Annotated in this window: 20 protein-coding genes; 17 read left to right on the plus strand and 3 right to left on the minus strand. The window is 67.6% G+C overall.

From position 1 onward, the window contains the following. The first annotated feature begins 149 nt into the window (after positions 1-149). From ileS to ndk, 4 genes are read left to right on the plus strand one after another with little or no spacing between them, the layout of a single operon-like run. Positions 150-3539 (plus strand): isoleucine--tRNA ligase, encoded by a 3390-nt coding sequence (gene ileS / locus MST3598_RS07235; RefSeq protein WP_029260166.1) that lies wholly within the window; start codon positions 150-152, stop codon positions 3537-3539. Then, complete coding sequence (locus tag MST3598_RS07240) at positions 3536-4888, plus strand: bifunctional folylpolyglutamate synthase/dihydrofolate synthase (protein WP_029260167.1); 1353 nt, start codon at positions 3536-3538, stop codon at positions 4886-4888. Before ileS ends, MST3598_RS07240 begins: the two co-directional genes overlap by 4 nt. Beyond that, positions 4885-5325, plus strand: coding sequence for a DUF4233 domain-containing protein (locus tag MST3598_RS07245; protein ID WP_208323550.1), 441 nt, complete (start codon positions 4885-4887; stop codon positions 5323-5325). The genes MST3598_RS07240 and MST3598_RS07245 overlap by 4 nt, the downstream gene beginning before the upstream one ends. Before the next feature lies 1 nt (position 5326). Then, positions 5327-5743 carry a nucleoside-diphosphate kinase gene (gene ndk, locus MST3598_RS07250; RefSeq protein WP_017830321.1) on the plus strand — a complete coding sequence of 139 codons (417 nt, stop codon included), beginning with the start codon at positions 5327-5329 and terminating at the stop codon, positions 5741-5743. Between the two features lie 83 nt (positions 5744-5826). Here ndk and MST3598_RS07255 read toward each other — a convergent pair whose 3' ends face one another. Next, the gene (locus tag MST3598_RS07255) at positions 5827-6444 is read right to left on the minus strand and encodes a vitamin K epoxide reductase family protein (protein ID WP_029260169.1); all 618 of its coding nucleotides are present in this window, start codon (positions 6442-6444) and stop codon (positions 5827-5829) included. Positions 6445-6727: 283 nt separating this feature from the next. Between MST3598_RS07255 and MST3598_RS07260 the strand changes: the two genes are divergently transcribed. Next, positions 6728-9295 (plus strand): Rne/Rng family ribonuclease, encoded by a 2568-nt coding sequence (locus MST3598_RS07260; protein WP_029260170.1) that lies wholly within the window; start codon positions 6728-6730, stop codon positions 9293-9295. Here MST3598_RS07260 and MST3598_RS07265 read toward each other — a convergent pair. Continuing rightward, on the minus strand, positions 9260-9526 hold the full coding sequence (locus MST3598_RS07265) for a DUF4031 domain-containing protein (RefSeq protein WP_021198518.1): 267 nt from the start codon (positions 9524-9526) through the stop codon (positions 9260-9262). The two genes, MST3598_RS07260 and MST3598_RS07265, sit on opposite strands and share 36 nt — an antisense overlap. A 245-nt stretch (positions 9527-9771) precedes the next feature. Here MST3598_RS07265 and rplU point away from each other — a divergent pair, with 245 nt between their 5' ends. The 10 genes from rplU (at position 9772) to MST3598_RS07315 (ending at position 17155) form a co-directional block, all read left to right on the plus strand. Beyond that, entirely contained in the window at positions 9772-10080 is a 309-nt protein-coding gene (rplU, locus tag MST3598_RS07270; protein ID WP_028501602.1) for a 50S ribosomal protein L21, read from the plus strand. A gap of 18 nt (positions 10081-10098) precedes the next feature. Next, positions 10099-10356, plus strand: coding sequence for a 50S ribosomal protein L27 (rpmA, locus tag MST3598_RS07275; RefSeq protein ID WP_028501603.1), 258 nt, complete (start codon positions 10099-10101; stop codon positions 10354-10356). 100 nt (positions 10357-10456) lie between these two features. Continuing rightward, positions 10457-11956 carry a GTPase ObgE gene (gene obgE / locus MST3598_RS07280; RefSeq protein ID WP_029260171.1) on the plus strand — a complete coding sequence of 500 codons (1500 nt, stop codon included), beginning with the start codon at positions 10457-10459 and terminating at the stop codon, positions 11954-11956. Beyond that, positions 11953-12738 (plus strand): glutamate 5-kinase, encoded by a 786-nt coding sequence (gene proB, locus MST3598_RS07285; RefSeq protein WP_021198520.1) that lies wholly within the window; start codon positions 11953-11955, stop codon positions 12736-12738. The genes obgE and proB overlap by 4 nt, the downstream gene beginning before the upstream one ends. A 9-nt stretch (positions 12739-12747) precedes the next feature. After that, positions 12748-14001: a glutamate-5-semialdehyde dehydrogenase gene (locus MST3598_RS07290; RefSeq protein WP_029260172.1), complete on the plus strand. Its 1254-nt coding sequence runs from the start codon at positions 12748-12750 to the stop codon at positions 13999-14001. 65 nt (positions 14002-14066) lie between these two features. Further along, positions 14067-14291, plus strand: coding sequence for a hypothetical protein (locus MST3598_RS07295; RefSeq protein ID WP_021198522.1), 225 nt, complete (start codon positions 14067-14069; stop codon positions 14289-14291). Positions 14292-14297: 6 nt separating this feature from the next. Then, positions 14298-14903 (plus strand): nicotinate-nucleotide adenylyltransferase, encoded by a 606-nt coding sequence (gene nadD, locus MST3598_RS07300; protein WP_021198523.1) that lies wholly within the window; start codon positions 14298-14300, stop codon positions 14901-14903. After that, the gene (locus tag MST3598_RS07305; RefSeq protein WP_029260173.1) at positions 14900-16081 is read left to right on the plus strand and encodes a hypothetical protein; all 1182 of its coding nucleotides are present in this window, start codon (positions 14900-14902) and stop codon (positions 16079-16081) included. Before nadD ends, MST3598_RS07305 begins: the two co-directional genes overlap by 4 nt. Beyond that, positions 16081-16464, plus strand: a complete 384-nt coding sequence (rsfS, locus tag MST3598_RS07310; protein ID WP_029260174.1) for a ribosome silencing factor — start codon at positions 16081-16083, stop codon at positions 16462-16464. The genes MST3598_RS07305 and rsfS overlap by 1 nt, the downstream gene beginning before the upstream one ends. A gap of 1 nt (position 16465) precedes the next feature. Then, positions 16466-17155, plus strand: coding sequence for an SDR family oxidoreductase (locus MST3598_RS07315; protein WP_029260175.1), 690 nt, complete (start codon positions 16466-16468; stop codon positions 17153-17155). Positions 17156-17178: 23 nt separating this feature from the next. Here MST3598_RS07315 and MST3598_RS07320 read toward each other — a convergent pair whose 3' ends face one another. Beyond that, entirely contained in the window at positions 17179-19029 is a 1851-nt protein-coding gene (locus MST3598_RS07320; RefSeq protein WP_231924913.1) for a dipeptide ABC transporter ATP-binding protein, read from the minus strand. Here MST3598_RS07320 and MST3598_RS07325 point away from each other — a divergent pair. Further along, positions 19004-20209, plus strand: a complete 1206-nt coding sequence (locus tag MST3598_RS07325) for a dipeptidase (protein WP_021198528.1) — start codon at positions 19004-19006, stop codon at positions 20207-20209. The genes MST3598_RS07320 and MST3598_RS07325 overlap by 26 nt on opposite strands. Beyond that, positions 20209-21828, plus strand: a complete 1620-nt coding sequence (locus MST3598_RS07330; protein WP_029260177.1) for an ABC transporter substrate-binding protein — start codon at positions 20209-20211, stop codon at positions 21826-21828. The genes MST3598_RS07325 and MST3598_RS07330 overlap by 1 nt, the downstream gene beginning before the upstream one ends.

The raw sequence follows: 21828 nt of genomic DNA on the forward strand, positions 1-21828 counted from the left end.
GGCGGTGCTCAGTAGAACCGAGCGGGGCAGGCCCGTCACAGCCGCAGTGAGAGTGGTCGCGTCGCAAGGCGCGGCACGCGAGGTGGTACCGCGGTCCGTGAGGGTCGTCCTCGCAGGAGCATCCGCCACGACGACCACTGCGAGACACGATGACCTACCCCCGTTCCTCCTTCGGCCCCGCCGCCGACTCCGTCGCGCCCAGCCCCCGCTTCCCGCAGATCGAGGAGGAGGTGCTCGCGTTCTGGAAGACGGACGACACCTTCCGCGCCTCGATCGCGCAGCGTGAGGGCGCGCCCGAGTGGGTGTTCTACGACGGCCCTCCCTTCGCGAACGGCCTGCCGCACTACGGCCACCTGCTCACCGGATACGCGAAAGACGTGTTCCCGCGCTTCCAGACCATGACGGGTCATAAGGTCGACCGTGTCTTCGGCTGGGACACGCACGGCCTGCCTGCAGAGCTCGAGGCGATGAAGCAGCTCGGCATCACCGAGAAGGCCGAGATCGAGGAGATGGGCATCGACGTCTTCAACGCGAAGGCGAAGAGCTCGGTGCTCGCCTACACGCACGAGTGGCAGGACTACGTCACCCGTCAGGCGCGCTGGGTCGACTTCGACCGCGGCTACAAGACGCTCGACCTCGGCTACATGGAGAGCGTCCTCTGGGCGTTCAAGACCCTGTACGACAAGGGCCTCGCTTACGAGGGATACCGCGTCCTCCCGTACTGCTGGCGCGACGAGACCCCGCTCTCGGCGCACGAGCTGCGCATGGACGACGACGTCTACCAGATGCGCCAGGACCCCTCCGTGACAGTGACCTTCCCGCTCACAGGCGCCAAGGCCGAGGCGCTCGGCCTCACCGGTGTGCGCGCCCTCGCATGGACCACCACGCCCTGGACCCTGCCGACCAACCTCGCGCTCGCCGTCGGTCCCGACATCGAGTACGTGGTGCTGCCGGCCGGACCCCACGGTGCGGCGGACGTGCATCAGGCCGCGGGGACGACGGACGCCGCCGTCGAGGCGTCGGCCCACCGATACCTGCTCGCAAAGCAGCTCATCGGAGGCTATGCCAAGGACCTCGGCTACGAGAGTGCCGATGACGCGCTGGCCGCCGTCGATGCGACCGTGCGCGGTGCCGAGCTGCAGGACGTCACCTACGACCGGCTGTTCGACTACTACGCCGACACCGAGACGTACGGCACCGAGAACGCCTGGCGCATCCTGGTCGACGACTACGTCACGGTCAGCGACGGCACCGGCATCGTCCACCAGGCTCCGGCCTACGGTGAGGACGACCAGCGGGTTGCCGGTGCTGCCGGAATCCCGACGATCCTGTCGCTCGACGACGGCGGCAAGTTCCTCCCGAACGTCACCGACGTCGCGGGTCAGCTCTGGATGGACGCGAACACGCCGCTCGTGCGCCTGGTCCGCGAGAACGGTCGGCTGATCCGCCTGCAGAGCTACGAGCACTCGTACCCGCACTGCTGGCGCTGCCGCAACCCCCTGATCTACAAGGCCGTGTCGAGCTGGTTCATCCGCGTCACGGACATCAAGGACGACATGCTCGCGAACAACGAGCAGATCACGTGGGTGCCGGAGAACGTCAAGCACGGACAGTTCGGCAAGTGGCTCGAGGGCGCGCGCGACTGGTCGATCAGCCGCAACCGCTACTGGGGCTCGCCCATCCCGATCTGGAAGAGCGACGACCCCGCGTACCCGCGCGTGGACGCGTACGGGTCGCTGGAGGATCTGGAGCGCGACTTCGGCACGCTGCCGCGCAACCCCGAGGGCGAGGTCGACCTGCACCGGCCGTACATCGACGACCTCACGCGTCCGAATCCGGACGACCCCACGGGGAAGAGCACGATGCGCCGCATCGAGGACGTCTTCGACGTGTGGTTCGACTCGGGCTCGATGCCCTACGCGCAGGTGCACTACCCGTTCGAGAACCAGGAGTGGTTCGACTCGCACGCGCCGGCGGACTTCATCGTCGAGTACATCGGCCAGACCCGCGGCTGGTTCTACGTCATGCACGTGCTGTCGACCGCGTTGTTCGATCGTCCGGCCTTCACCGGCGTCAGCTGCCACGGCATCGTGCTGGGCAGCGACGGCTATAAGATGTCGAAGTCGCTGCGCAACTACCCGGACGTGTCCGAGGTGCTCGACCGCGACGGCTCCGACGCGATGCGCTGGTTCCTGATGTCGAGCTCGGTGCTGCGCGGTGGGAACCTCGCGGTCACGGAAGAGGGCATCCGCTCGGGGGTCCGCGAGTTCCTGCTGCCGCTGTGGAACTCGTGGTACTTCTTCGCCACGTACGCCAACGCCTCGGGTGCCGAGGGCTACCAGGCCGAATGGCGCACGGATTCCACCGACGTGCTCGACCGCTACATCCTGGCGCGTCTGGGTGACCTGGTCCGGGAGGTGCGCGCCGATCTCGAGGGGCTCGACTCCACCACCGCGTCCGCGCGGCTGCGCGACTTCGCCGAGGTGCTGACGAACTGGTACATCCGTCGCTCGCGCGACCGCTTCTGGACGGGCGTGACGGAAGACCCGAAGAGCCGCGAGGCCTTCGACACCCTCTACACCGTGCTCGAGACGCTCACCCGTGTGGCGGCGCCTCTCGTGCCGCTCGTCAGCGAGCGCGTGTGGCAGGGCCTGACCGGCGGTCGCAGCGTGCACCTGACCGACTGGCCGGACGACACGCAGTTCCCGGCAGCGGACGAGATCCGTGACGCGATGGACGCGGTGCGCGAGCTGTCGAGCGTCGGCAACGCGCTGCGCAAGAAGGAGAAGCTGCGCGTGCGCCTGCCCCTCGCCCGCTTCACGGTGGTCTCACCGCTCGCGGCGTCGCTCGGACAGTTCGAGGACATCCTCCGTGAGGAGCTCAACGTGAAGTCGGTGGAGCTCGTCACACTCGCCGATGACACGGCGGCGGAGTACGGCATCGCGCACCGCTTGAGCGTCAACGCCCGTGCGGCGGGTCCGCGCCTCGGCAAGGAGGTGCAGAAGGCGATCCAGGCGGCGCGCTCCGGTGACTGGAGTGAGGTCTCCGGTGTCGTGACGGCAGGTGGCATCGTCCTCGAGCCGTCGGAGTACGAGCTCGTGCTCGAGACGACCGGCCGCCCGGAGGGGGAGGCCCTGGCCATCGTCCCGACCGGTGGCTTCGTGCTGCTCGACACCAGGACGACACCGGAGCTCGAGGCCGAGGGACTCGCACGCGATGTCATCCGCGCCGTGCAGGAGACGCGCAAGAACGCCGACTTCGACGTCAGCGACCGCATCCAGCTGGTCCTCCGGTTCCAGGACGACGTGGACACCCAGGCTGTCGTCTCGGCCTTCGACCTGGCCGGCATCGCGGCAGAGACCCTCGCCGAGGAGTACTACGTGATCGACGCGCAGGGAGACTCGATCTTCGGACACGGAGCGGTCCTGGCCGCGGCTGCGGGAGTGACGCCCGAGTTCTCCGCGGTCATCCCCGCCGGGACATATGCCAATGCCGGCGACTTCACGATCGCCGTCACCAGGATGGGAGCGGGAGCATGAGTGACAAGGACAGGGCGGATGCCGTCTACGAGGCCCTGCTGAGCCGCGCCGGAGAGCGCTGGGTGCAGCCGCGCAAGGAGCGCACCGCCCGCATCCTCGCGTTCCTCGATGACCCGCAGCGCACGTATCGCGTCGTACACATCACGGGTACGAACGGCAAGACGTCGACCGCGCGGATGATCGAGAGCCTCCTGCGGGCGCACGATCTGCGCACGGGACTGTTCACGAGCCCACATCTGGAGCGCTTCACCGAGCGGATCATGATCGACGGCGAGCCCATCGCCGATGAGGCCGTCGCGGATGCGTGGGACGAGATCGAGCCGTTCGTCGACATCGTCGATGCCGAGCTCGACGCCGCGGGTGATGCTCCGCTGACGTTCTTCGAACTGCTGACCGTGCTGGCGTTCGTCGCCGTGGCCGATGCGCCGATCGACGTGCTCGTGCTCGAGGTGGGCATGGGTGGGGAGTGGGACTCCACGAACACCGCCGACGGCGACGTCGCGGTGTTCGCGCCGATCGACATCGACCACGCCGACCGTCTCGGCAGCACGATCGCCGAGATCGCCGAGGTCAAGGCCGGCATCATCAAGGAGGGCGCGGCCGTGGTGTCCGCCCAGCAGCCCGCGGAGGCGGCCGAGGTGCTGCGTCGCGTGGCGGCGGAGCGCAACGCGACCATCGCGTTCGAGGGCGAGGAGTTCGGTCTCACCGAGCAGAAGCTCGCCGTCGGCGGCCAGTTGCTCACGATCCGTGGCCTGGCGGGGGAGTACACCGAGGAGTACCTGCCGCTGTACGGCGCTCACCAGGGGCATAACGCCGCTCTCGCAGTGGCCGCCGTCGAGTCGCTGATCGGCGGTGCCACCCAGCGCATCGCCGCGGACATCGTGACGGCGGGTCTGCAGGAGAGCACGTCACCGGGCCGGCTGCAGTTGCTCGGCATCGCCCCGACCGTGATCGTCGACGCGGCTCACAACCCGCACGGCGCCAAGGCACTCGCGCAGGCTCTGGACGACAGCTTCGACTTCGACGAATGGGGCCTGGTGCTCGGTGTGCTCGCCGACAAGGACGCCGCCGGCATCGTCGCCGAACTGGCACCGGGAGCGGCGCACGTGTTCGCCACCGCTCCGGATTCGGATCGCGCGAGCGATGCGGATGCGATCGCCGACCTCGTCGAGCAGGCCGGACAGCGGGCGACCGTGCACCACTCGCTGGCCGACGCCGCCGACGCCGCGCGCGAGTGGGCCGCATCCTCCGATCGACGCGCGGTCATCATCGCGGGCTCCGTGGTGCTCGCCGGAGAGGCGATCGCCCTGGCGCAGGACGAGGACTGGAAGGCGGGGTGGCGCGCATGAGCGCCGACGCGACACCGGCTCGCCGTACCCGCCGGCCGCGCCCGCCGCGCACGCTCGTGCAGAAGCTCGCACCTGTCGTGCTGGGTTTCGAGGCCATCGTGGTCTTCCTCGTGGGCCTGACGATCTTCGGGCTGCGGCAGCTTCCCGACGGTATCGAGCAGTGGTGGGCGATCGTCGCCGGGGCGGTGGTCGCGCTCGCCTGCATCGCGATCGCCGGGATGATCACGAAGCCCTGGGCGATCACCGCCGGGTGGGTCGTGCAGGCACTCGTCGCCCTATCGGCGTTCTTCGTTCCCTCCATCCTGCTCGTCGTCCTGATTTTCGGCGGCATGTGGGCGTATGCGACCATCGGAGGGGCCCGATTGGACGCACGACGCCCGGCCGGACCCACGACCGAGACTCAGACCACGCAGATCTCAGACACAGAGAGTGAATGACATGGCCACCGAAGAAACCCTCGTCCTCGTCAAGCCCGATGGCGTCGCTCGCGGCCTCACCGGCGCGATCCTCGCCCGCATCGAGGCGAAGGGCTACGCCCTCGTCGATATCCGTCTGGTGGAGCCCGACCGCGACCTGCTGGCCGAGCACTACGCCGAGCACGAGGGCAAGCCGTTCTACGAGCCGCTGCTCGAGTTCATGCTCTCCGGCCCCTCGGTCGCCATCCGTCTCGCGGGCAACCGCGTGATCGAGGGCTTCCGCTCGCTCGCCGGCACCACCGACCCGACGACCGCTGCGCCCGGCACGATCCGTGGCGACTTCGGTCGCGACTGGGGCCTCAAGGTGCAGCAGAACCTCGTGCACGGCTCGGACAGCCCCGAGTCGGCCGCGCGCGAGCTCGGCATCTGGTTCGACTGAGAACCCGTCCGCACGCGAAAAGCCCGCACGCCGAGTCTCGGCGGGCGGGCTTTCCTCGTCTCCGCCGTCGGCGGAGCGGAGGATCAGAAGATCATGCCGATGACCTCGCCGAGGAGATCGAGGCCACGCAGCTGAGCGAGCAGGATGACGACGGCGTACGCGAGGATCGTCGCGAGCGGGACCCAGGCCATCAGCCTCTCGGCGCGGGCCTTCGTCTTCTCGTTGCTGGTGAAGGTGCCGTTGCGGGTGAGGTGCAGCATCGTCGCGAAGAATGTGGGGATGGTGACCGACCAGGTGAGCATGCACCAGGGGCAGAGAACGCCGAGGTTGGGGGCGTAGATGCTCTGCCAGATCAGCCAGCACACGAGGCCGAAGGCGAAGGTGACCCCGGCACCGAAGGTCAGCCAGAACCACCGCGGGAAGCGGGATCCCGCGAGCAGGGCGACGCCGACGAACAGCGGCGCCATCCAGCCGGCGATACCGAGAATCGGGTTGGGGAAGCCGAAGACCTCGCCCTGCCAGGATTCGAGGTTCTTCCCGCACTGGATCATCACGCTCACGTTGCAGCTGAGGACGGCGTCAGGGTTGGCCGCCAGGACGAACTTCTCGACAGTGAGCTGGAAGGCGGCGAACCAGCCCACCACACTCGCGATGATCAGCCAGACGGCGTAGATGACGGGGCGGGTGCGCTGCTCGCTCATACTGGGGATTATCCCAGCGACTGCTATGGATGCGGCGAGAACAGGCCGGAGAAATGTCCGGCCCGGATGACGGGATGCCGCGAACGGAGCCACTTGGTGCGATAATGGCCTGTGATGCGATGAACGGCGTTGCCGCGACACGCGTCGAGCAGACTTCGGGGTCCAATGCCCCACGCGATCAGAGCTATGAGCCGGTCGCAGACCGAGTGAGTTCGCGGCACCTGCGGGTACCGCATGAGATTTCACGGAACACCGAGTGTCCCGTGCAGGGAGTAAGCCAGAGATGGCCGATGAGAACAATGACAACAACGCCCCTACCCTCGACTTCCCGGCTGACGCCGCGGGAGAGCTGACGGAGCCCACGGCTCCCGGCGCGGACGACCGCGCGGGGTCTTCGGGCGAGGGCGAAGAGCCGTCCACTGCTGCAGAAGCCGCCGAGGCTGCTGAAGTGGCTGAGGCTGCAGAGGTGGCCGAGGACGCGGCCGCCGATGACGTCGCGGCCGGGTACGCGGCGGCGGATGACGCTGCTGCGGCTGCCGACGACGCCGCTGCTGCGGCCGAGTCGATCGCAGAGGCCGTCGCCGAGGCGAAATCGGAGGCGGAGAACGAGGCCGCTGACGAAGAGCCGGCTACGGACGAAGCCCCCGTCGCGGACGAAGCTCCCGTCGCGGACGAAGCTCCCGCTGCGGACGATGCCCCCGCGGTCGAAGAGGCTCCTTCTGCTCCCGAGGCTCCGGCACCGGTGACCGCCGTGTCGCTCGGTCTGCTCCCTGAGGTGTTCGTCTCCCAGGTCTCCACGCAACTGCACTTCTATGCGCCGGAGATCGTGCCGCTGCCCGCACGTCCGGGTCGCGAGCGCATCTTCGACCGCATCGCCGAGCGCGACCAGCCGCAGGACGATGCAGCCGGCCGAGGCCGCGGTCGTCGTCGCCGGGGCGGTTCCGAGGGTGACGACCAGCGCGAAGAGCCGCGTCAGCGTCAGCGCGTCGTCGAGTACATCACCGAGCCGAAGGCGATCAAGGGTTCGACCCGTCTCGAGGCGAAGAAGCAGCGTCGCCGCGACGGTCGTGACGCCGGCCGCCGTCGCCCTGTCGTCACCGAGGCCGAGTTCCTCGCACGCCGTGAGTCCGTCGACCGCAAGATGGTCGTCCGTTCCAAGAACGGCCGCACTCAGATCGGCGTCCTCGAGGACGGCGTGCTCGTCGAGCACTACGTCGCCCGCAACCAGGACGCGTCGCTCATCGGAAACGTCTACCTGGGGCGCGTGCAGAACGTCCTCCCCAGCATGGAGGCCGCGTTCGTCGACATCGGGCGCGGGCGCAACGCCGTGCTCTACTCCGGTGAGGTCGACTGGGACGGCGTCGAGACCGGCAACCAGCCGCGTCGCATCGAGCTGGCGCTCAAGCCCGGCGACCGTGTTCTCGTGCAGGTCACGAAGGACCCCGTCGGCCACAAGGGTGCCCGTCTCACGAGCCAGATCTCGCTTCCCGGCCGCTACCTGGTCTACGTGCCGGGCGGGTCGATGAACGGCATCAGCCGCAAGCTCCCCGACAACGAGCGGGCGCGCCTCAAGCGCATCCTCAAAGAGGTGCTGCCGGAGTCCTCCGGCGTGATCGTCCGCACCGCGGCAGAGGGTGCGACCGAGGACCAGCTCACGCGCGACGTGCAGCGGCTCACCTCGCAGTGGGAGCACATCCAGAAGCAGGTCGAGAACCAGCAGGCGCCCGCGCTCCTGCACGCCGAACCCGACCTTCTCGTCAAGATCGTCCGCGATGTCTTCAACGAGGACTTCACGAAGATGCTCATCCAGGGCGAGGACGCGCAGCAGACCATCCGGGCCTACCTCGAGAGCGTCGCCCCCGACCTCCTCGAGCGCGTCGAGGCCTACGAGGACGAGACCGATCCGTTCGATGCATTCCGTATCACGGAGCAGATCGAGAAGGCTCTCGACCGCAAGGTATGGCTGCCCTCCGGCGGCTCGCTCGTGATCGACCGCACCGAGGCCATGACGGTCGTCGACGTCAACACCGGCAAGTTCGTCGGCTCCGGCGGAAACCTCGAGGAGACCGTCACCAAGAACAACCTCGAGGCGGCGGAGGAGATCGTCCGCCAGCTGCGTCTGCGCGACATCGGCGGCATCATCGTCGTCGACTTCATCGACATGGTGCTCGAGTCGAACCGCGACCTCGTGCTGCGTCGACTGATCGAGTGCCTGAGCCGCGACCGCACCAAGCACCAGGTGGCCGAGGTCACCTCGCTCGGCCTGGTGCAGATGACGCGCAAGAAGCTCGGTCTCGGCCTGCTCGAGACCTTCAGCGAGGCGTGTGAGGTCTGCGCCGGTCGCGGTGTCATCGTGCACCACGACCCCGTGGTGAAGCACCGTTCCAGCAGCAACGGCGGCGGCAGCAACGGTGGCAACGGGCAGAGCGGTCGTCGTCAGCGCGGCAACGGCGGCAACGGGAACGGACAGAGCCAGAGTGCTCCCTCCGCTCCTCCGGTCACCCACAGCATCACCGAGGGCGCGAAGTCGGCCCTCGCGCAGATCGCCGCCTCCACCATCGCCCCGGCGGCGGATGGCGCGCCCGCAGTCGAGTCGGTCGATGTCGCGGCTGAGGCGCCCGTGGCTTCCGAACGTCCGAAGAAGGCCCGCAAGAAGCGCGGCGACCGCAAGGGGCCGAAGTCTCCGGCCGAGCAGCTCCTCGACTCGGTCCTCGACGCTCTTCCGGAGCCGAAAGCTCCCGGTCAGGGGCGAGGGCGCCGTCGGGTGAGCACTGCTGCGCTCACCGGCACTCCCGTCTCGGTGAACAACGAGCCGTCAGCGCCGGTCGCGGCTGCGGATTCGGAGTCCTGAGGCGATCAGCCGGCGCACCAGTTCCTTGCCCTGCACGTGGTGGGCGCCGGCGGCGACGAGCCGGGGGATGATCTCCTCCGGCACGTCGTAGTGGTCGAGGTCGAACGCGCGTGCGGGGACGTCGTTCGCGCGCGCGAACACGTGCAGCTCGTCGAGGCTCTCATCGCTGACCAGGTGCGCCCAGAGGCGTCCGTGGGCGGGCCAGAGGGGTTCGTCGACGAGTACGGTCACCCGGTCAGCCTACGACCGCCTCGACAGGGCAGGGCGGGAGCGGGATGTGAGACGCCTCGGAGCCGCGCCGCTTTGCGACACCGACCCGCATCCGGTAAAGTAGTCCCTTGGTGCGTATGCCGCGTCGTCCTCGTTGGTCGAAGCGGAGAGTCTTGCGTTCGCGCCCGCCGTTCTGCGGCGCATGCAAGCAACAGTCTTCCCGTGAGATCTCGGAGCCGCGAGCTCCCCAACGAAACAGGTATGAAGTGGTTTACGCAGTAGTGCGCGCCGGTGGGCGGCAGGAGAAGGTCGAGGTCGGCACGATCGTTCAGCTCGACCGTGTCAAGGCTGCCCAGGGCGAGAAGATCGAGCTGGCCGCCGTGCTGCTCGTCGACGGCGCCACGGTGACCACCGACGCTGACTCGCTGGCGAAGGTCAAGGTCACGGCAGAGGTCATCGGCAACCTCCGCGGCCCGAAGATCATCATCCAGAAGTACAAGAACAAGACCGGCTACAAGAAGCGTCAGGGCCACCGCCAGGAGCTCACGCGCGTCAAGATCACCGGCATCAAGTAAGCCCGAGGGGACTAGGACATGGCACACAAAAAGGGCGCAAGCTCAACCCGTAACGGTCGTGACTCCAACGCTCAGCGCCTCGGCGTGAAGCGCTTCGGCGGTCAGCAGGTCCTCGCCGGCGAGATCATCGTTCGCCAGCGCGGCACGCACTTCCACCCCGGCGTCAACGTCGGTCGTGGTGGCGACGACACGCTGTTCGCTCTGGCCGCCGGTGCGGTCCAGTTCGGCGCGAAGGGCGGCCGCAAGGTCGTCAACATCGTCGCCGCAGCTGAGTGATCACAGCGCGACACTAGATATCCGGTTCGGGGCGGGCTTCGGCTCGCCCCGTCCGTGTATCTACCCTCCGAAAACGCACAGCAACCCTGAGGACTAGCAAATGGTCACGTTCGTCGACACCGTCACACTGCACCTGCGTGCGGGTAAGGGCGGCAACGGCTGCGTCTCCGTGCACCGCGAGAAGTTCAAGCCGCTCGGTGGTCCCGACGGCGGCAACGGTGGCGACGGCGGCGATGTCGTGCTCGTCGCCGACCCGCAGACCGGCACGCTGCTCTCGTACCACCACTCGCCGCATCGTTCCTCCGGCAACGGTGGGCCGGGCATGGGCGATCACCGCTCCGGATTCCTCGGCGAGACGCTCGAGCTGCCCGTTCCGGTCGGCACGGTGGTGAAGAACACCGCGGGCGACGTCCTCATCGACATGATCATCCCCGGCGAGCGGTTCGTCGTCGCCAAGGGCGGTATGGGCGGGCTCGGCAACGCCGCTCTCGCCACCCCCAAGCGCAAGGCGCCCGGTTTCGCTCTGCTCGGCACGCCCGGCCACGAGGGCGACATCGTCCTCGAGCTGAAGACCGTCGCCGACATCGCCCTCGTGGGGTACCCGTCGGCCGGCAAGTCGAGCCTGATCGGCGCGATCTCCGCCGCCCGCCCCAAGATCGCCGACTATCCGTTCACGACGCTGCACCCGAACCTGGGTGTGGTGCAGGTCGGTGACTTTCGCTACACGGTCGCCGACGTGCCCGGTCTCATCGAGGGTGCGAGCGAGGGCCGAGGGCTCGGCCTCGAGTTCCTCCGCCACGTCGAGCGCTGTTCCGCGCTGCTGCATGTGCTCGACTGCGCGACGTTGGAGCCCGGACGCGACCCGATCTCCGACCTCGACGTCATCCTCGCGGAACTCGGCGCCTACGAGGTGCCCGAGGGACAGACGCCGCTCCTCGAGCGCCCGCAGTTCATCGCTCTGAACAAGATCGACGTCCCCGAGGCACGCGACCTCGCTGAGCTCGTGCGTCCCGATCTCGAGGCTCGCGGCTTCCGGGTGTTCGAGATCTCCACGGTCTCGCACGAGGGTCTGCGTCCCCTCACCTTCGCGCTGGGCGAGCTCGTCGAGAAGGCTCGCGCCGAAGCCGCGCTCGAGACGCCGCCGGAGCGCGTCGTCATCCGCCCGCGAGGCTCCAAGAAGGACTTCACCATCCGGGTCGAGGGTGGCACGTACGGCAACGTCTATCGCATCATGGGCGAGAAGCCGGTGCGCTGGGTGCAGCAGACCGACTTCCAGAACGAAGAAGCCGTCGGGTATCTCGCCGATCGTCTCGAAAAGCTCGGCGTCGAGGACGAGCTCTTCCGCCTCGGTGCGGTGCAGGGGTCGACCGTCGTGATCGGCGAGGGCGACAGCATCGTCTTCGACTGGGAGCCCACCATGACCTCGGCGGCAGAGTTGATGAGCGCGCCTCGGGGTACGGACCCCCGTCTGGCGCCGAATTCGCGCCGCACGACGTCGGAGCGACGCGAGCAGTATTACGAGCGAATGGATGCCAAGGCCGAGGCTCGCGCCGAGGTGGAGACGCAGCGTCTCGCCGCGTACCGCGAGGACGGCGAGTGACAGCACGCACACGCGCGGATCTGGCCACCGCGTCCCGCATCGTCGTCAAAGTCGGATCCTCCTCGATCAGCGGAGACTCGTCGTGGCGGATCCCCGTCATCGTCGAAGCTCTGGCCGCGGCGCATGCACGCGGAGCCGAGGTGGTCCTGGTGTCGTCTGGTGCGATCGCGTCCGGAATCCCGTTCCTGCGGCTCGACGCCCGCCCGACCGACCTCGCGACCCAGCAGGCCGCGGCGGCCGTTGGTCAGAACATCCTGATGTATCGCTACCAGGAGTCGCTTCGTCCCTTCGATATCGTCGCGGGGCAGGTGCTCCTCACCACCGGCGACCTCGAGAACCCGACATCGCGCTCCAACGCCCGTCGCGCGATGGAGCGGCTGCTCGGGCTTCGCACCCTGCCGATCGTGAACGAGAACGACACCGTCGCGACGCAGGAGATCCGCTTCGGCGACAACGACCGGCTCGGCGCGCTCGTCGCCCAGCTGATCGAAGCCGACGCGCTCATCCTTCTCAGCGATATCGAATCGCTGTACACGCGACCTCCGACGGACCCCGGCGCCGAACCGATCGATGTCGTGGCTCCCGATGCCGACCTGACCGGCCTCGAGTTCGGGGCGACCGTCGTCAACAGCGTCGGCACGGGAGGAGCGGCCACGAAGGTCTCGGCCGCGCGTCTCGCGGCGGCATCCGGCATCGGCGTCCTGGTCACCAGCGCCGACCTCGTCGAACAGGCCCTCGCCGGTGCGGAAATAGGAACCTGGTTCGAGCCGGCCACCTCATAAACTGGGCGGATGACCGACCAGACCCCACAGGTGCGCCTGGAGCGCGCCAAAGAGGCCTCCCGCGCCGCTGCCGCGCTCACGAGCGACGACAAGGCGCGGGTGCTCGAAGCGATCGCCGTCGCCCTTCTCGACGCCGCGCCGCGCATCATCGAGGCGAACGCCCGCGACATCGTCCGTGGGCGTGACGAGGGCATCGGGGAGTCGCTCATCGACCGGCTGCGTCTCGACGAGAAGCGCGTGGCGGCCCTCGCCGCCGCTGTGCGCGAAGTCGCGGCCCTCGCCGACCCGGTGGGCCGCGTCGTCGGCGGGCACAGGATGCCCAACGGTGTCGCCCTCGAGCAGGTGCGCGTGCCGTTCGGAGTGGTCGGCGCCATCTACGAAGCCCGGCCGAACGTGACGGTCGACATCGCCGCGCTCGCGCTGCGTGCGGGCAATGCCGTCGTGCTGCGCGGGGGGAGTGCCGCGCGCGAGTCGAACACCGTGCTCGTCGACGTCATGCGGCGGGCGGTGGAGAGCGCGGGACTCACGAGCGAGGCGATCCAGACCGTCGATGACTTCGGTCGCGAGGGCGCGAAGGCGCTCATGCACGGTCGCGGCTTCATCGACGTGCTGGTGCCACGGGGGAGTGCCGGTCTCATCGAAGCCGTCGTCACGGAGTCGACCGTGCCTGTCATCGAGACCGGAGCGGGCAACGTCCACATCTTCCTCGACGAGACGGCCCCGGACGATTGGGCGAGCGACATCGTCGTGAACGCCAAGGTGCAGCGCCCCAGCGTGTGCAACGCGGTGGAGACGGTGCTGGTGCATCGTCAGGCGGCTCCGCGTCTGATCCCGCTCGTGGCCAGCGCTCTGCAGAGTGAGGGCGTCGCGATCCACGGTGACGACATGGTCGCCGGCATGGTGTCGAACGTGATCCCGGCGGTCGAGGAGGACTGGGAGACCGAGTATCTGAGTCTCGACATCGCGATCAAGGTCGTCGACTCCCTCGACGAGGCCCTCGACCATATTCGTCGCTACAGCACGGGACACACGGAGTCGATCATCACGACCGACTCGCGCAACGCGGAACGCTTCCTCGCCGAGGTGGATTCCGCCGTCGTGATGGTGAACACGTCGACGCGCTTCACCGACGGCGGCGAATTCGGATTCGGCGCGGAGGTCGGCATCTCGACCCAGAAGCTGCACGCTCGCGGGCCCATGGGGCTGTCCGAGTTGACCAGCACGAAATGGCTCGCGCGTGGGTCGGGGCAGACCCGCGGCTGAGGGCTAGACTGGGGGACGCTGTACCTCACAGGATCCCGAACAGCACGCCACGAAACGGAGTCAGGATGAACCTCGTCGCACAGATCGCGATGGCCGCTGCCGAAACCGAGCACCACGGCAACGTCGCGCTCGAAACGGTGATCTTCGGAGCCATCGCTGCGGTCGTGTTCGCCTTCCTCGGGCTGGTGACCTTCTCGTACAAGAACGTCGCCAACCGTCACTCGGCGAAGGCCGAGGCATGGGCAGCGCAGCACGGCAAGGACGGCCACGAGGCGGGACACGGCCACTAGGCCCCCATGAACGACGCTGCGACCACGCGCCCCCCGCGCATCGGCGTGATGGGCGGTACGTTCGACCCCATCCATCACGGCCACCTCGTCGCAGCCAGCGAGGTCGCGAACTCCTTCGGGCTCGACGAGGTCGTCTTCGTGCCGACCGGTCACCCGTGGCAGAAGTCGGGAGTCTCGCCGAGCGAGCACCGCTACCTCATGACGGTCATCGCCACCGCCTCGAACCCGCAGTTCACGGTGAGCCGGGTCGACATCGACCGCGAGGGCCCCACCTACACGATCGACACACTGCGCGACCTGAAGCGTGATCGACCGGATGCCGACCTCTTCTTCATCACCGGAGCCGACGCCGTAGCGCAAATTCTCAGTTGGAGGGACCATGATGAGTTGTGGGAGTTGGCACACTTCGTCGCGGTCTCACGCCCTGGACATGTCCTGAGCACAGACGGCCTCCCGAGCGACAACGTCAGCCAACTGGAAGTGCCGGCGCTGTCGATCTCGTCGACGGACTGCCGTGAACGCGTTCGCGACGATCAGCCGGTCTGGTATCTGGTCCCTGATGGGGTCGTTCAGTACATCGCGAAGCATCATCTGTATCGGAGCAAGGCATGAGTACATCGGATCAGCAGGAGCAGGGTCCGCTGACGCGAAAGCAGCTGCGGGAGATTCGATTGACGGGTTCGACCCCGGTCATCTCCAGCGAGGAGGCTGCCGCGGCGGCTGAGGCGGCACCGCCCGCACCGCCGCTGCCCCGTGCCGCCGAGCCCGTGGAGATCCCGCCCGCGCCGACTTCCGTGCCTGACGACGTCAGCGGCGATGCGCCGTTGACGCGCCGCCAGGCGCGCGAGCTCGAGAAGGTGCGCACGGCCTCGGTGCCCGTGATCGCCGGAGAGCAGTCCGAAGAGGCGGAGGTCGAGCAGCCAGCCCCCGACGCGCCGGCGGAACCGACCGACGAGGAGTCCGCCGCGACGCACGACCCCGCGGAGATCGTGTCGGGGGTCCCGAACTTCACACGGAACGAAGAGCCGGGCGACGCCGACGATGATGACGTCGACGACGAGGTCGCCGTCGCTCCCGTGCGTGCATCCGTCGTCGCGGATTCCGTGGGAGATGTTCCGCTGGAGTCCGTCGATGGTGCCGGTGACGAGTCCGACGAGGACGATGTTGACGTGGCTTCGGCTCTGGGCCTTCCGGCCGAGAGCACCGGTGACTCCGAGACCGACGGTGACGACGTGCTGGCAGATGTCGGTGACGCCGATGATGACGATGACGACGCCGCAGCCCGCCCCACCGTCAACCCCGCGTTCGGTGAGGGGATCCTCGCCGATGCTCCCGACCCGCACACCCCCTTCCGCCCGTCGTTCGACGAGCTGCTCTCCGTCGGTGACTCGACCGGGTCGCAGCACTCCGCACCGAACGCCCTGATCTTCACGCCGTCCCCGGGCGAGGGCTCGCTCTCCGGCCCTGTCGCTTCCACCGGTGAGATCCTCGTCACCGGGTCTTATGAACTGCCTCAGGGCATGGGCTCGCAGGGCCACGCCCTGGGAACCGCCGACGGCAAGGACGTCGACGCCGTTCTCATCGACGGCGAGCTTCCCCCCGCGTCGTCGCCTACGCCGATCGCCGCCAGCTCGGCGGTCAGCACCATCAAGCCCGCCGGCGAGGTGATCCGTCCGCCGGCGCCCGAGAAGGGCAACCGGCTGATGATCACCCTGGCGATCGTCGCCGGAGGCCTCGCCCTCGCTGTCGGTGTCGTCGTCATCATCGCCATCACCACGAATGTGTTCTGATGCAATCACCTGAAACTGCCGAAGAGATGCTGCGTCTCGCAGCACAAGCCGCCATCGACAAGGGCGGTGAAGATCTCGTCGCACTGAACGTGTCCGAGCCTCTTCCGCTCGTCGACATCTTCCTGCTCGTCACCGGAAACAGCGAGCGCAACGTCGCCGCCATCGCCGATGAGATCGAGGACCGGCTGATCGAGTCGGGCCACAAGCGCGTGCGGCGCGAGGGGCGCGCGGAGGCCCGATGGGTGCTCCTCGACTTCGGCGACCTGATCGTGCACGTCTTCCATCAGGAGGAGCGCGTCTACTACGGCCTCGAGCGACTGTGGAAGGACTGCCCCGTCGTTCCGATCGACGTGGCAGAGCCCGCCACCACAGACCCGAGCTGACATGCCCACGCACCTGATCACCGGTGCGGGTTCCGGCATCGGTGCAGTCCTCGCGCGCCGTCTGCTGGACCGTGGCGATGACGTGGTGGTGCTTGCCCGCGACGCCGGACGCGCCAGGCAGATCGCAGAGAGCCTTCCGGGAGCATCCGTCCTGGTCGCTGATCTGGCTCAGCCGGGTCGTCTGTCGTGGGCGCTGTCGAAGCAGCACCTGCCCGACCGGATCGACTCGCTCGTGCACGTCGCCGGGGTCGTCGACCTCGGTGACGTGGCCGACCTCGCTCCCGCGTTGTGGGAACAGCAGCTGGCCGTGAACCTCGTGGCTCCTGCCGAGCTCACGCGCCTTCTGCTGCCCGTTCTGCGCGTGTCGCAAGGGCAGGTCGTATTCGTGAACTCGGGGGCGGGACTGCGTGCCAACGCCGGGTGGGCGGCATATGCGGCGTCGAAGCACGGTCTCCGGGCCCTCGCCGATGCGTTGCGGGCCGAGGAGGCGCCGCACGGCGTGCGCGTGACGTCGATCTATCCGGGTCGCACCGCCACCCCGATGCAGGAGCGTGTGCACCAGCAGGAGGGGCAGGACTACGACGCCGGTCGCTTCATCACGCCCGATGCCGTCGTCACGACCATCCTCACCGCCCTCGATCTTCCGCGCGACGCGGAGATCACCGACCTCACGGTGCGGCCGGGTCGCTGATCCGGCCTCGTCGTACCGGACGGTCAGGCGGTCACACGCGTTCGGCGTGCGAGCATGCCGCGCTCCGCGCGCGTCTGCGGCGGAATCGCGGACAGCAGCGACCGCGTATAGGGATGTTCGGGGTGGCGGTAAACGTCTTCCGTCTCCCCGATCTCGACCATGTTCCCCAGGTACATGACCGCCACGCGATCGGCGATGTGACGCACGAGGGACAGGTCGTGCGCGATGAAGACGATCGACATGCCCAGCCGTTCGCGCAGGTCGCACAGCAGGTCGATGATCTGTGCGCGGATCGACACGTCGAGCGCCGAGACAGGCTCGTCGCACACCAGAACGTCCGGATCGAGCGCGAGCGCCCTGGCGATGCCGATGCGCTGGCGCTGGCCGCCCGAGAACTGGTGCGGGAAGCGCGAGCCCATCTCGGGGGTGAGGCCGACGAGATCGAGCAGATCGGCGACGCGCTCCCGTCGCGTCGCCGGCGTTCCGGAGTGGGTCGCGGCGAGCGGTTCGGAGATGATCTGCTGCACGGTCATCCGCGGGTTCAACGACATATACGGGTCTTGGAAGACCATCTGCACGCCACGACGCAGGATCTTCCGATCGCGGAGCCGACCGCGCGTCACGTCCTGATCGCGGTAGCGCAGGGTGCCGGCATCGGGTGAGTCGAGTCCGACCAGCATCCGCGCCAGCGTCGATTTGCCGCTGCCCGATTCGCCGACGATCGCCAGGATCTCGCCCTGGCGGAGCTCGAGATCGACACCCGCGACGGCGGCGACTCGGTGCGCTCGTCGCCCGCTCCCGGAACGGAACGTGCGCTTCAGGCCGCGGCCTTCGAGGATGGGCACCGTCCCGTCGTTCTCCGCGGCGGCGCTCACATCTCGCGGCATGGAGTTCAGCAGACGCATGGTGTAAGCGTGCTGCGGCTTCGTGAGCACCTCGTCGGCGGGCCCTGACTCCACGATGCGGCCAGAGCGCATGACGGCGACCTGATCGGCGACCTCCATCACCACGCCCAGATCATGCGTGATGAGCAGGATTCCCATGCCCAGCCGGTCGCGCAGGGACAGCAGCAGGTCGAGGATCTGCGCCTGCACCGTCACATCGAGCGCGGTGGTCGGCTCATCCGCGATGATGAGATCAGGATCCAGCGCGATCGCCATGGCGATCAGGATGCGCTGGCGCTGACCGCCGGAGAACTGGTGCGGATAGTCGTGCACGCGCTTGTCGGGGGTGGGGATACCGACGAGGGTCAGCAGCTCGACCGCGCGCGCTTCGGCGGCTCGGCGGCCGATGCTGCCATGAGCGCGGATGAGGTCGATGATCTGGTCGCCGATGCTGAGGACCGGGTTCAACGCGGAAAGGGCATCTTGCATGACCAGGCTGACGCGCACGCCTCGCAGGCGTCGATGCTGCTCGGGGGAGAGGGCGAGGAGGTCGGTTCCGCTCAGTGACATCGTCTCCGCCTCGACGTCTCCTTCGTCGATCAGACCCATGATCGCGCGGGCGGTCATCGACTTGCCCGAGCCTGATTCGCCGAGCAGCGCGAAGACTTCGCCGCGGCGAACGGCGAGATCGATGCCGTCGACCACGCGGCTGCGGCGTCCATCGCCGGTGAGGGTGACGGTGAGTCCCTTGACGTCCAGGACGACGGCGTTCCGGGGGGCGGATGTGTTCTCCATGGATGCCATCATGCCAGCTTCTTTGTTCTGAATTGTTTCGAACAGGAAACATTTCAGCCGAAGATAATCACAATGGTTGACATCTGCGCCGAAATCCTCCAGATTCGAGGAATCTCCCGCTCGTCGACCGGGAGGGGCACCCGCATCATCGAACCGAAGGAGCGCATCCGTGCTCGAACAAGCTGGCCGGTACACCGGCTACACCGCGTACGACTACCTGGAAGCCGGCAAGGACTACCGCGAGTTTCGCTACGCCAAGCAGATCGGCCGTGTGCCGGCCTACGACCTCGGGCTCAGTGCCGCGCAGCAGGAACGCACCGAACGTCTGCTTCGCGAAGAGACCGTGATCTCCCTGCACGAGCACGTGCAGGTCTTTCCCGAGGACATGGGCGAGCTGCGCGACCACATCCGCCAGGGCCGCGAACCCACCGGCTACCAGGGCCTCGCCCGCTCCGGGTTGACCGCCGTGTTCGACAACGGCATGGATGGCACCTGCTGCATCTCGAGCGATGCCGGCTGGAAGTACCAGGACGTGCTGTTCGACCTCGGCGTGCGCATGGCCGACCTCGCACACCAGGATTACGTGATCAAGGCCGAGTCGATCAAGGACATCCGTCACGCCGCCGAGACCGGACGGGTCGCGCACATCTTCGCGCTCGAAGCCTCGACCATGATCGAGAACGAGGTCGACCGCCTCGACGTCCTGTACGGCTTCGGCGTGCGGCAGATGGGCATCGCATACTCCGAGGCGAACATGCTCGGCGGCGGTCTCAAAGAGCGCGGAGACGGCGGGTTGACCTACTTCGGCGAGCGCGCGGTCGAGCGTATGAACAAGCTCGGCATCGCGATCGACATCTCCCACTCCGGTGACCAGACCTGTCTCGATGTGATCGCCCACTCGACCAAGCCGGTATTCATCACGCACGCCGGTGCGCGCGGCCTGTGGCCGACGAACCGCATGAAGACGGATGAGACGATCATCGAATGCGCCAAGCGCGGCGGCGTGATCGGAATCGAGGCCGCCCCTCACACGACGATCTCCCCCCAGCACCCGAAGCACTCCCTGGAATCGGTCATGGACCACTTCCAGTACTGCGTGGACCTGGTGGGACTCGAGCACGTCAGCTTCGGTCCTGACACGCTGTTCGGCGATCACGTCGGCCTGCACGACGCGTTCTCGTCGAACCTGTCGCTCGGGCAGGCACATGCGAACGTCGACTACGAGAAGCAGCCGTACGTCGACGGCATCGAGAACCCGGCCGAGGCCTTCTACAACATCATCGGCTGGCTCGTGAAGCACGACTACTCCGACGACGAGATTCGCGCCGTCGTCGGAGGGAACACCATGCGCGTACTCGAGGAGGTTTGGGTCTGATGAAGTACAGCAAGTTCCTCGCCCTCGGTGCGGCCGCGGCTCTCGCCGTCGGCCTCGCCGCGTGCGCCCCGTCCGCGCCGGAACCGGGGGAGTCATCCGGCTCCACCGGCCCGAGCGACGAGACGATCAGCATCGGCACGACGACAGATGTCGTGAACTTCAATCCGGTCCTCGGCAACAGCCGCACGGACTCGTGGATCACGAACCTGATGTATCCGCATCTGCTGAGCATCAGCGACGACGGCACCAAGGAAGCCCACGTGGCCACCGACTGGGGCTACGTGGACGACACCACCGGCTTCTACGAGATCCGCGACGATCTCACCTGGAGCGATGGTGAGCCCCTCACCGCCGAGGACGTCGCCTGGACGCTGAACGCCGTCAAGCGCGATCAGGCTCCCGGCACGTTCTACGGGCAGCTGGGCAACCTCGACACCGCGACCGCGGTGTCGGAAACCCGCGTCGAGCTCGCCCTCACCCAGCCCGACTCCTCGATCGTCGAAGAGATCGGCTTCTGGGGCGTCGTCGTTCCGAAGCACGTGTTCGAGCCGCAGGGGTCGATCGCCGAGTTCGCGAACGACGGCAGCGCCGGAGGCTGGGTGGGCATGGGGCCGTTCATCATGAGCGACTTCCAGGTCGGTCAGCACTACACGCTGAAGCGCGTCGAGGACTACCCGCTCGTCAAGGGCGGCGTCCCCGGGCCCGCCGAGGTCGTGTACCGCGTGTACCCGGACGTGAACACCGAGATCCTGGCGCTGCAGAGCGGCGAGATCGACGTGATCGCGAACGCGCTGCCACCCGCACAGGTCGATCAGCTCAGCAGCACCGACGGCCTCCAGGTCGTCGAGGCGCCCGGGCTCGGCTACGCGCACCTGGTCTACAACATGGACAAGCCCGACCTCGCGAAGACCGAGGTGCGACAGGCTCTGGCCCATGCGGTCGACTATGACGCGATCCGCACCGTCGTGCTGCAGGGGCAGGCCGTCTCGACAGGTTCCAGCGCTCTGATGCCGGTGCTCGCGAAGTACTACGACAAGTCGGTGAAGGAGTACGAGTTCGATCCCGAGAAGTCGCGCTCCCTCATGGAGAAGGCCGGTTACACGGCAGACGCGAACGGGAATTTCCCCGTCTCGTTCCGGCTGATCTACTCGCTGCAGGACAGCGTGACCAGCCAATGGGCGCAGATGGTGAAGGACAGCGCGGCGGAGGCCGGCATCACGATCGAGCTGCAGGGCACCGAGCGCAACACATACCTCTCGATGACCAGCGAGGGCGACTACGACATCTACGCGGGCAACTTCGCGATCATGGACGATCCGGTGACGAACTTCTCGCTGTCGTACCTTCCCGGCGGTGCGATCAACTACACCCATGTCGACGACGCCGACCTGAACGCGCTGATCGAGGAGGGCATGGTCACGTTCGACGAGGACGAGAAGATCTCGATCATGCGCGAGGCGAACAAGATCGTGCACGAGCAGGTCTACGACAACATCATGTACACGCAGAACCTGTTCTTCGCGGCCAGCGACGAATGGGCCGGCTTCATCTCGAAGCCGAGCGAGCTGCTCTCGATCGTGAACCCGCTCTCGCTCGCGAGCGCGCACCCGGTCGAGTAA

Origin of the sequence: Microbacterium sp. TPU 3598 (assembly GCF_002356155.1) — a bacterium.
Classification (GTDB): Bacteria; Actinomycetota; Actinomycetes; order Actinomycetales; family Microbacteriaceae; genus Microbacterium; species Microbacterium maritypicum_A.

Excerpts from the sequence above, each read along its gene's own strand:
- obgE (WP_029260171.1), top strand. The coding sequence starts at position 10,457 with ATGGTCACGTTCGTCGACACCGTCACACTGCACCTGCGTGCGGGTAAG.
- rsfS (WP_029260174.1), top strand. The coding sequence starts at position 16,081 with ATGCAATCACCTGAAACTGCCGAAGAGATGCTGCGTCTCGCAGCACAA.
- nadD (WP_021198523.1), top strand. The coding sequence starts at position 14,298 with ATGAACGACGCTGCGACCACGCGCCCCCCGCGCATCGGCGTGATGGGC.
- MST3598_RS07315 (WP_029260175.1), top strand. The coding sequence starts at position 16,466 with ATGCCCACGCACCTGATCACCGGTGCGGGTTCCGGCATCGGTGCAGTC.
- ndk (WP_017830321.1), top strand. The coding sequence starts at position 5,327 with ATGGCCACCGAAGAAACCCTCGTCCTCGTCAAGCCCGATGGCGTCGCT.
- MST3598_RS07330 (WP_029260177.1), top strand. The coding sequence starts at position 20,209 with ATGAAGTACAGCAAGTTCCTCGCCCTCGGTGCGGCCGCGGCTCTCGCC.
- ileS (WP_029260166.1), top strand. The coding sequence starts at position 150 with ATGACCTACCCCCGTTCCTCCTTCGGCCCCGCCGCCGACTCCGTCGCG.
- MST3598_RS07240 (WP_029260167.1), top strand. The coding sequence starts at position 3,536 with ATGAGTGACAAGGACAGGGCGGATGCCGTCTACGAGGCCCTGCTGAGC.
- MST3598_RS07245 (WP_208323550.1), top strand. The coding sequence starts at position 4,885 with ATGAGCGCCGACGCGACACCGGCTCGCCGTACCCGCCGGCCGCGCCCG.
- MST3598_RS07295 (WP_021198522.1), top strand. The coding sequence starts at position 14,067 with ATGAACCTCGTCGCACAGATCGCGATGGCCGCTGCCGAAACCGAGCAC.
- MST3598_RS07260 (WP_029260170.1), top strand. The coding sequence starts at position 6,728 with ATGGCCGATGAGAACAATGACAACAACGCCCCTACCCTCGACTTCCCG.
- rpmA (WP_028501603.1), top strand. The coding sequence starts at position 10,099 with ATGGCACACAAAAAGGGCGCAAGCTCAACCCGTAACGGTCGTGACTCC.
- MST3598_RS07255 (WP_029260169.1), bottom strand. The coding sequence starts at position 6,444 with ATGAGCGAGCAGCGCACCCGCCCCGTCATCTACGCCGTCTGGCTGATC.
- MST3598_RS07290 (WP_029260172.1), top strand. The coding sequence starts at position 12,748 with ATGACCGACCAGACCCCACAGGTGCGCCTGGAGCGCGCCAAAGAGGCC.
- MST3598_RS07305 (WP_029260173.1), top strand. The coding sequence starts at position 14,900 with ATGAGTACATCGGATCAGCAGGAGCAGGGTCCGCTGACGCGAAAGCAG.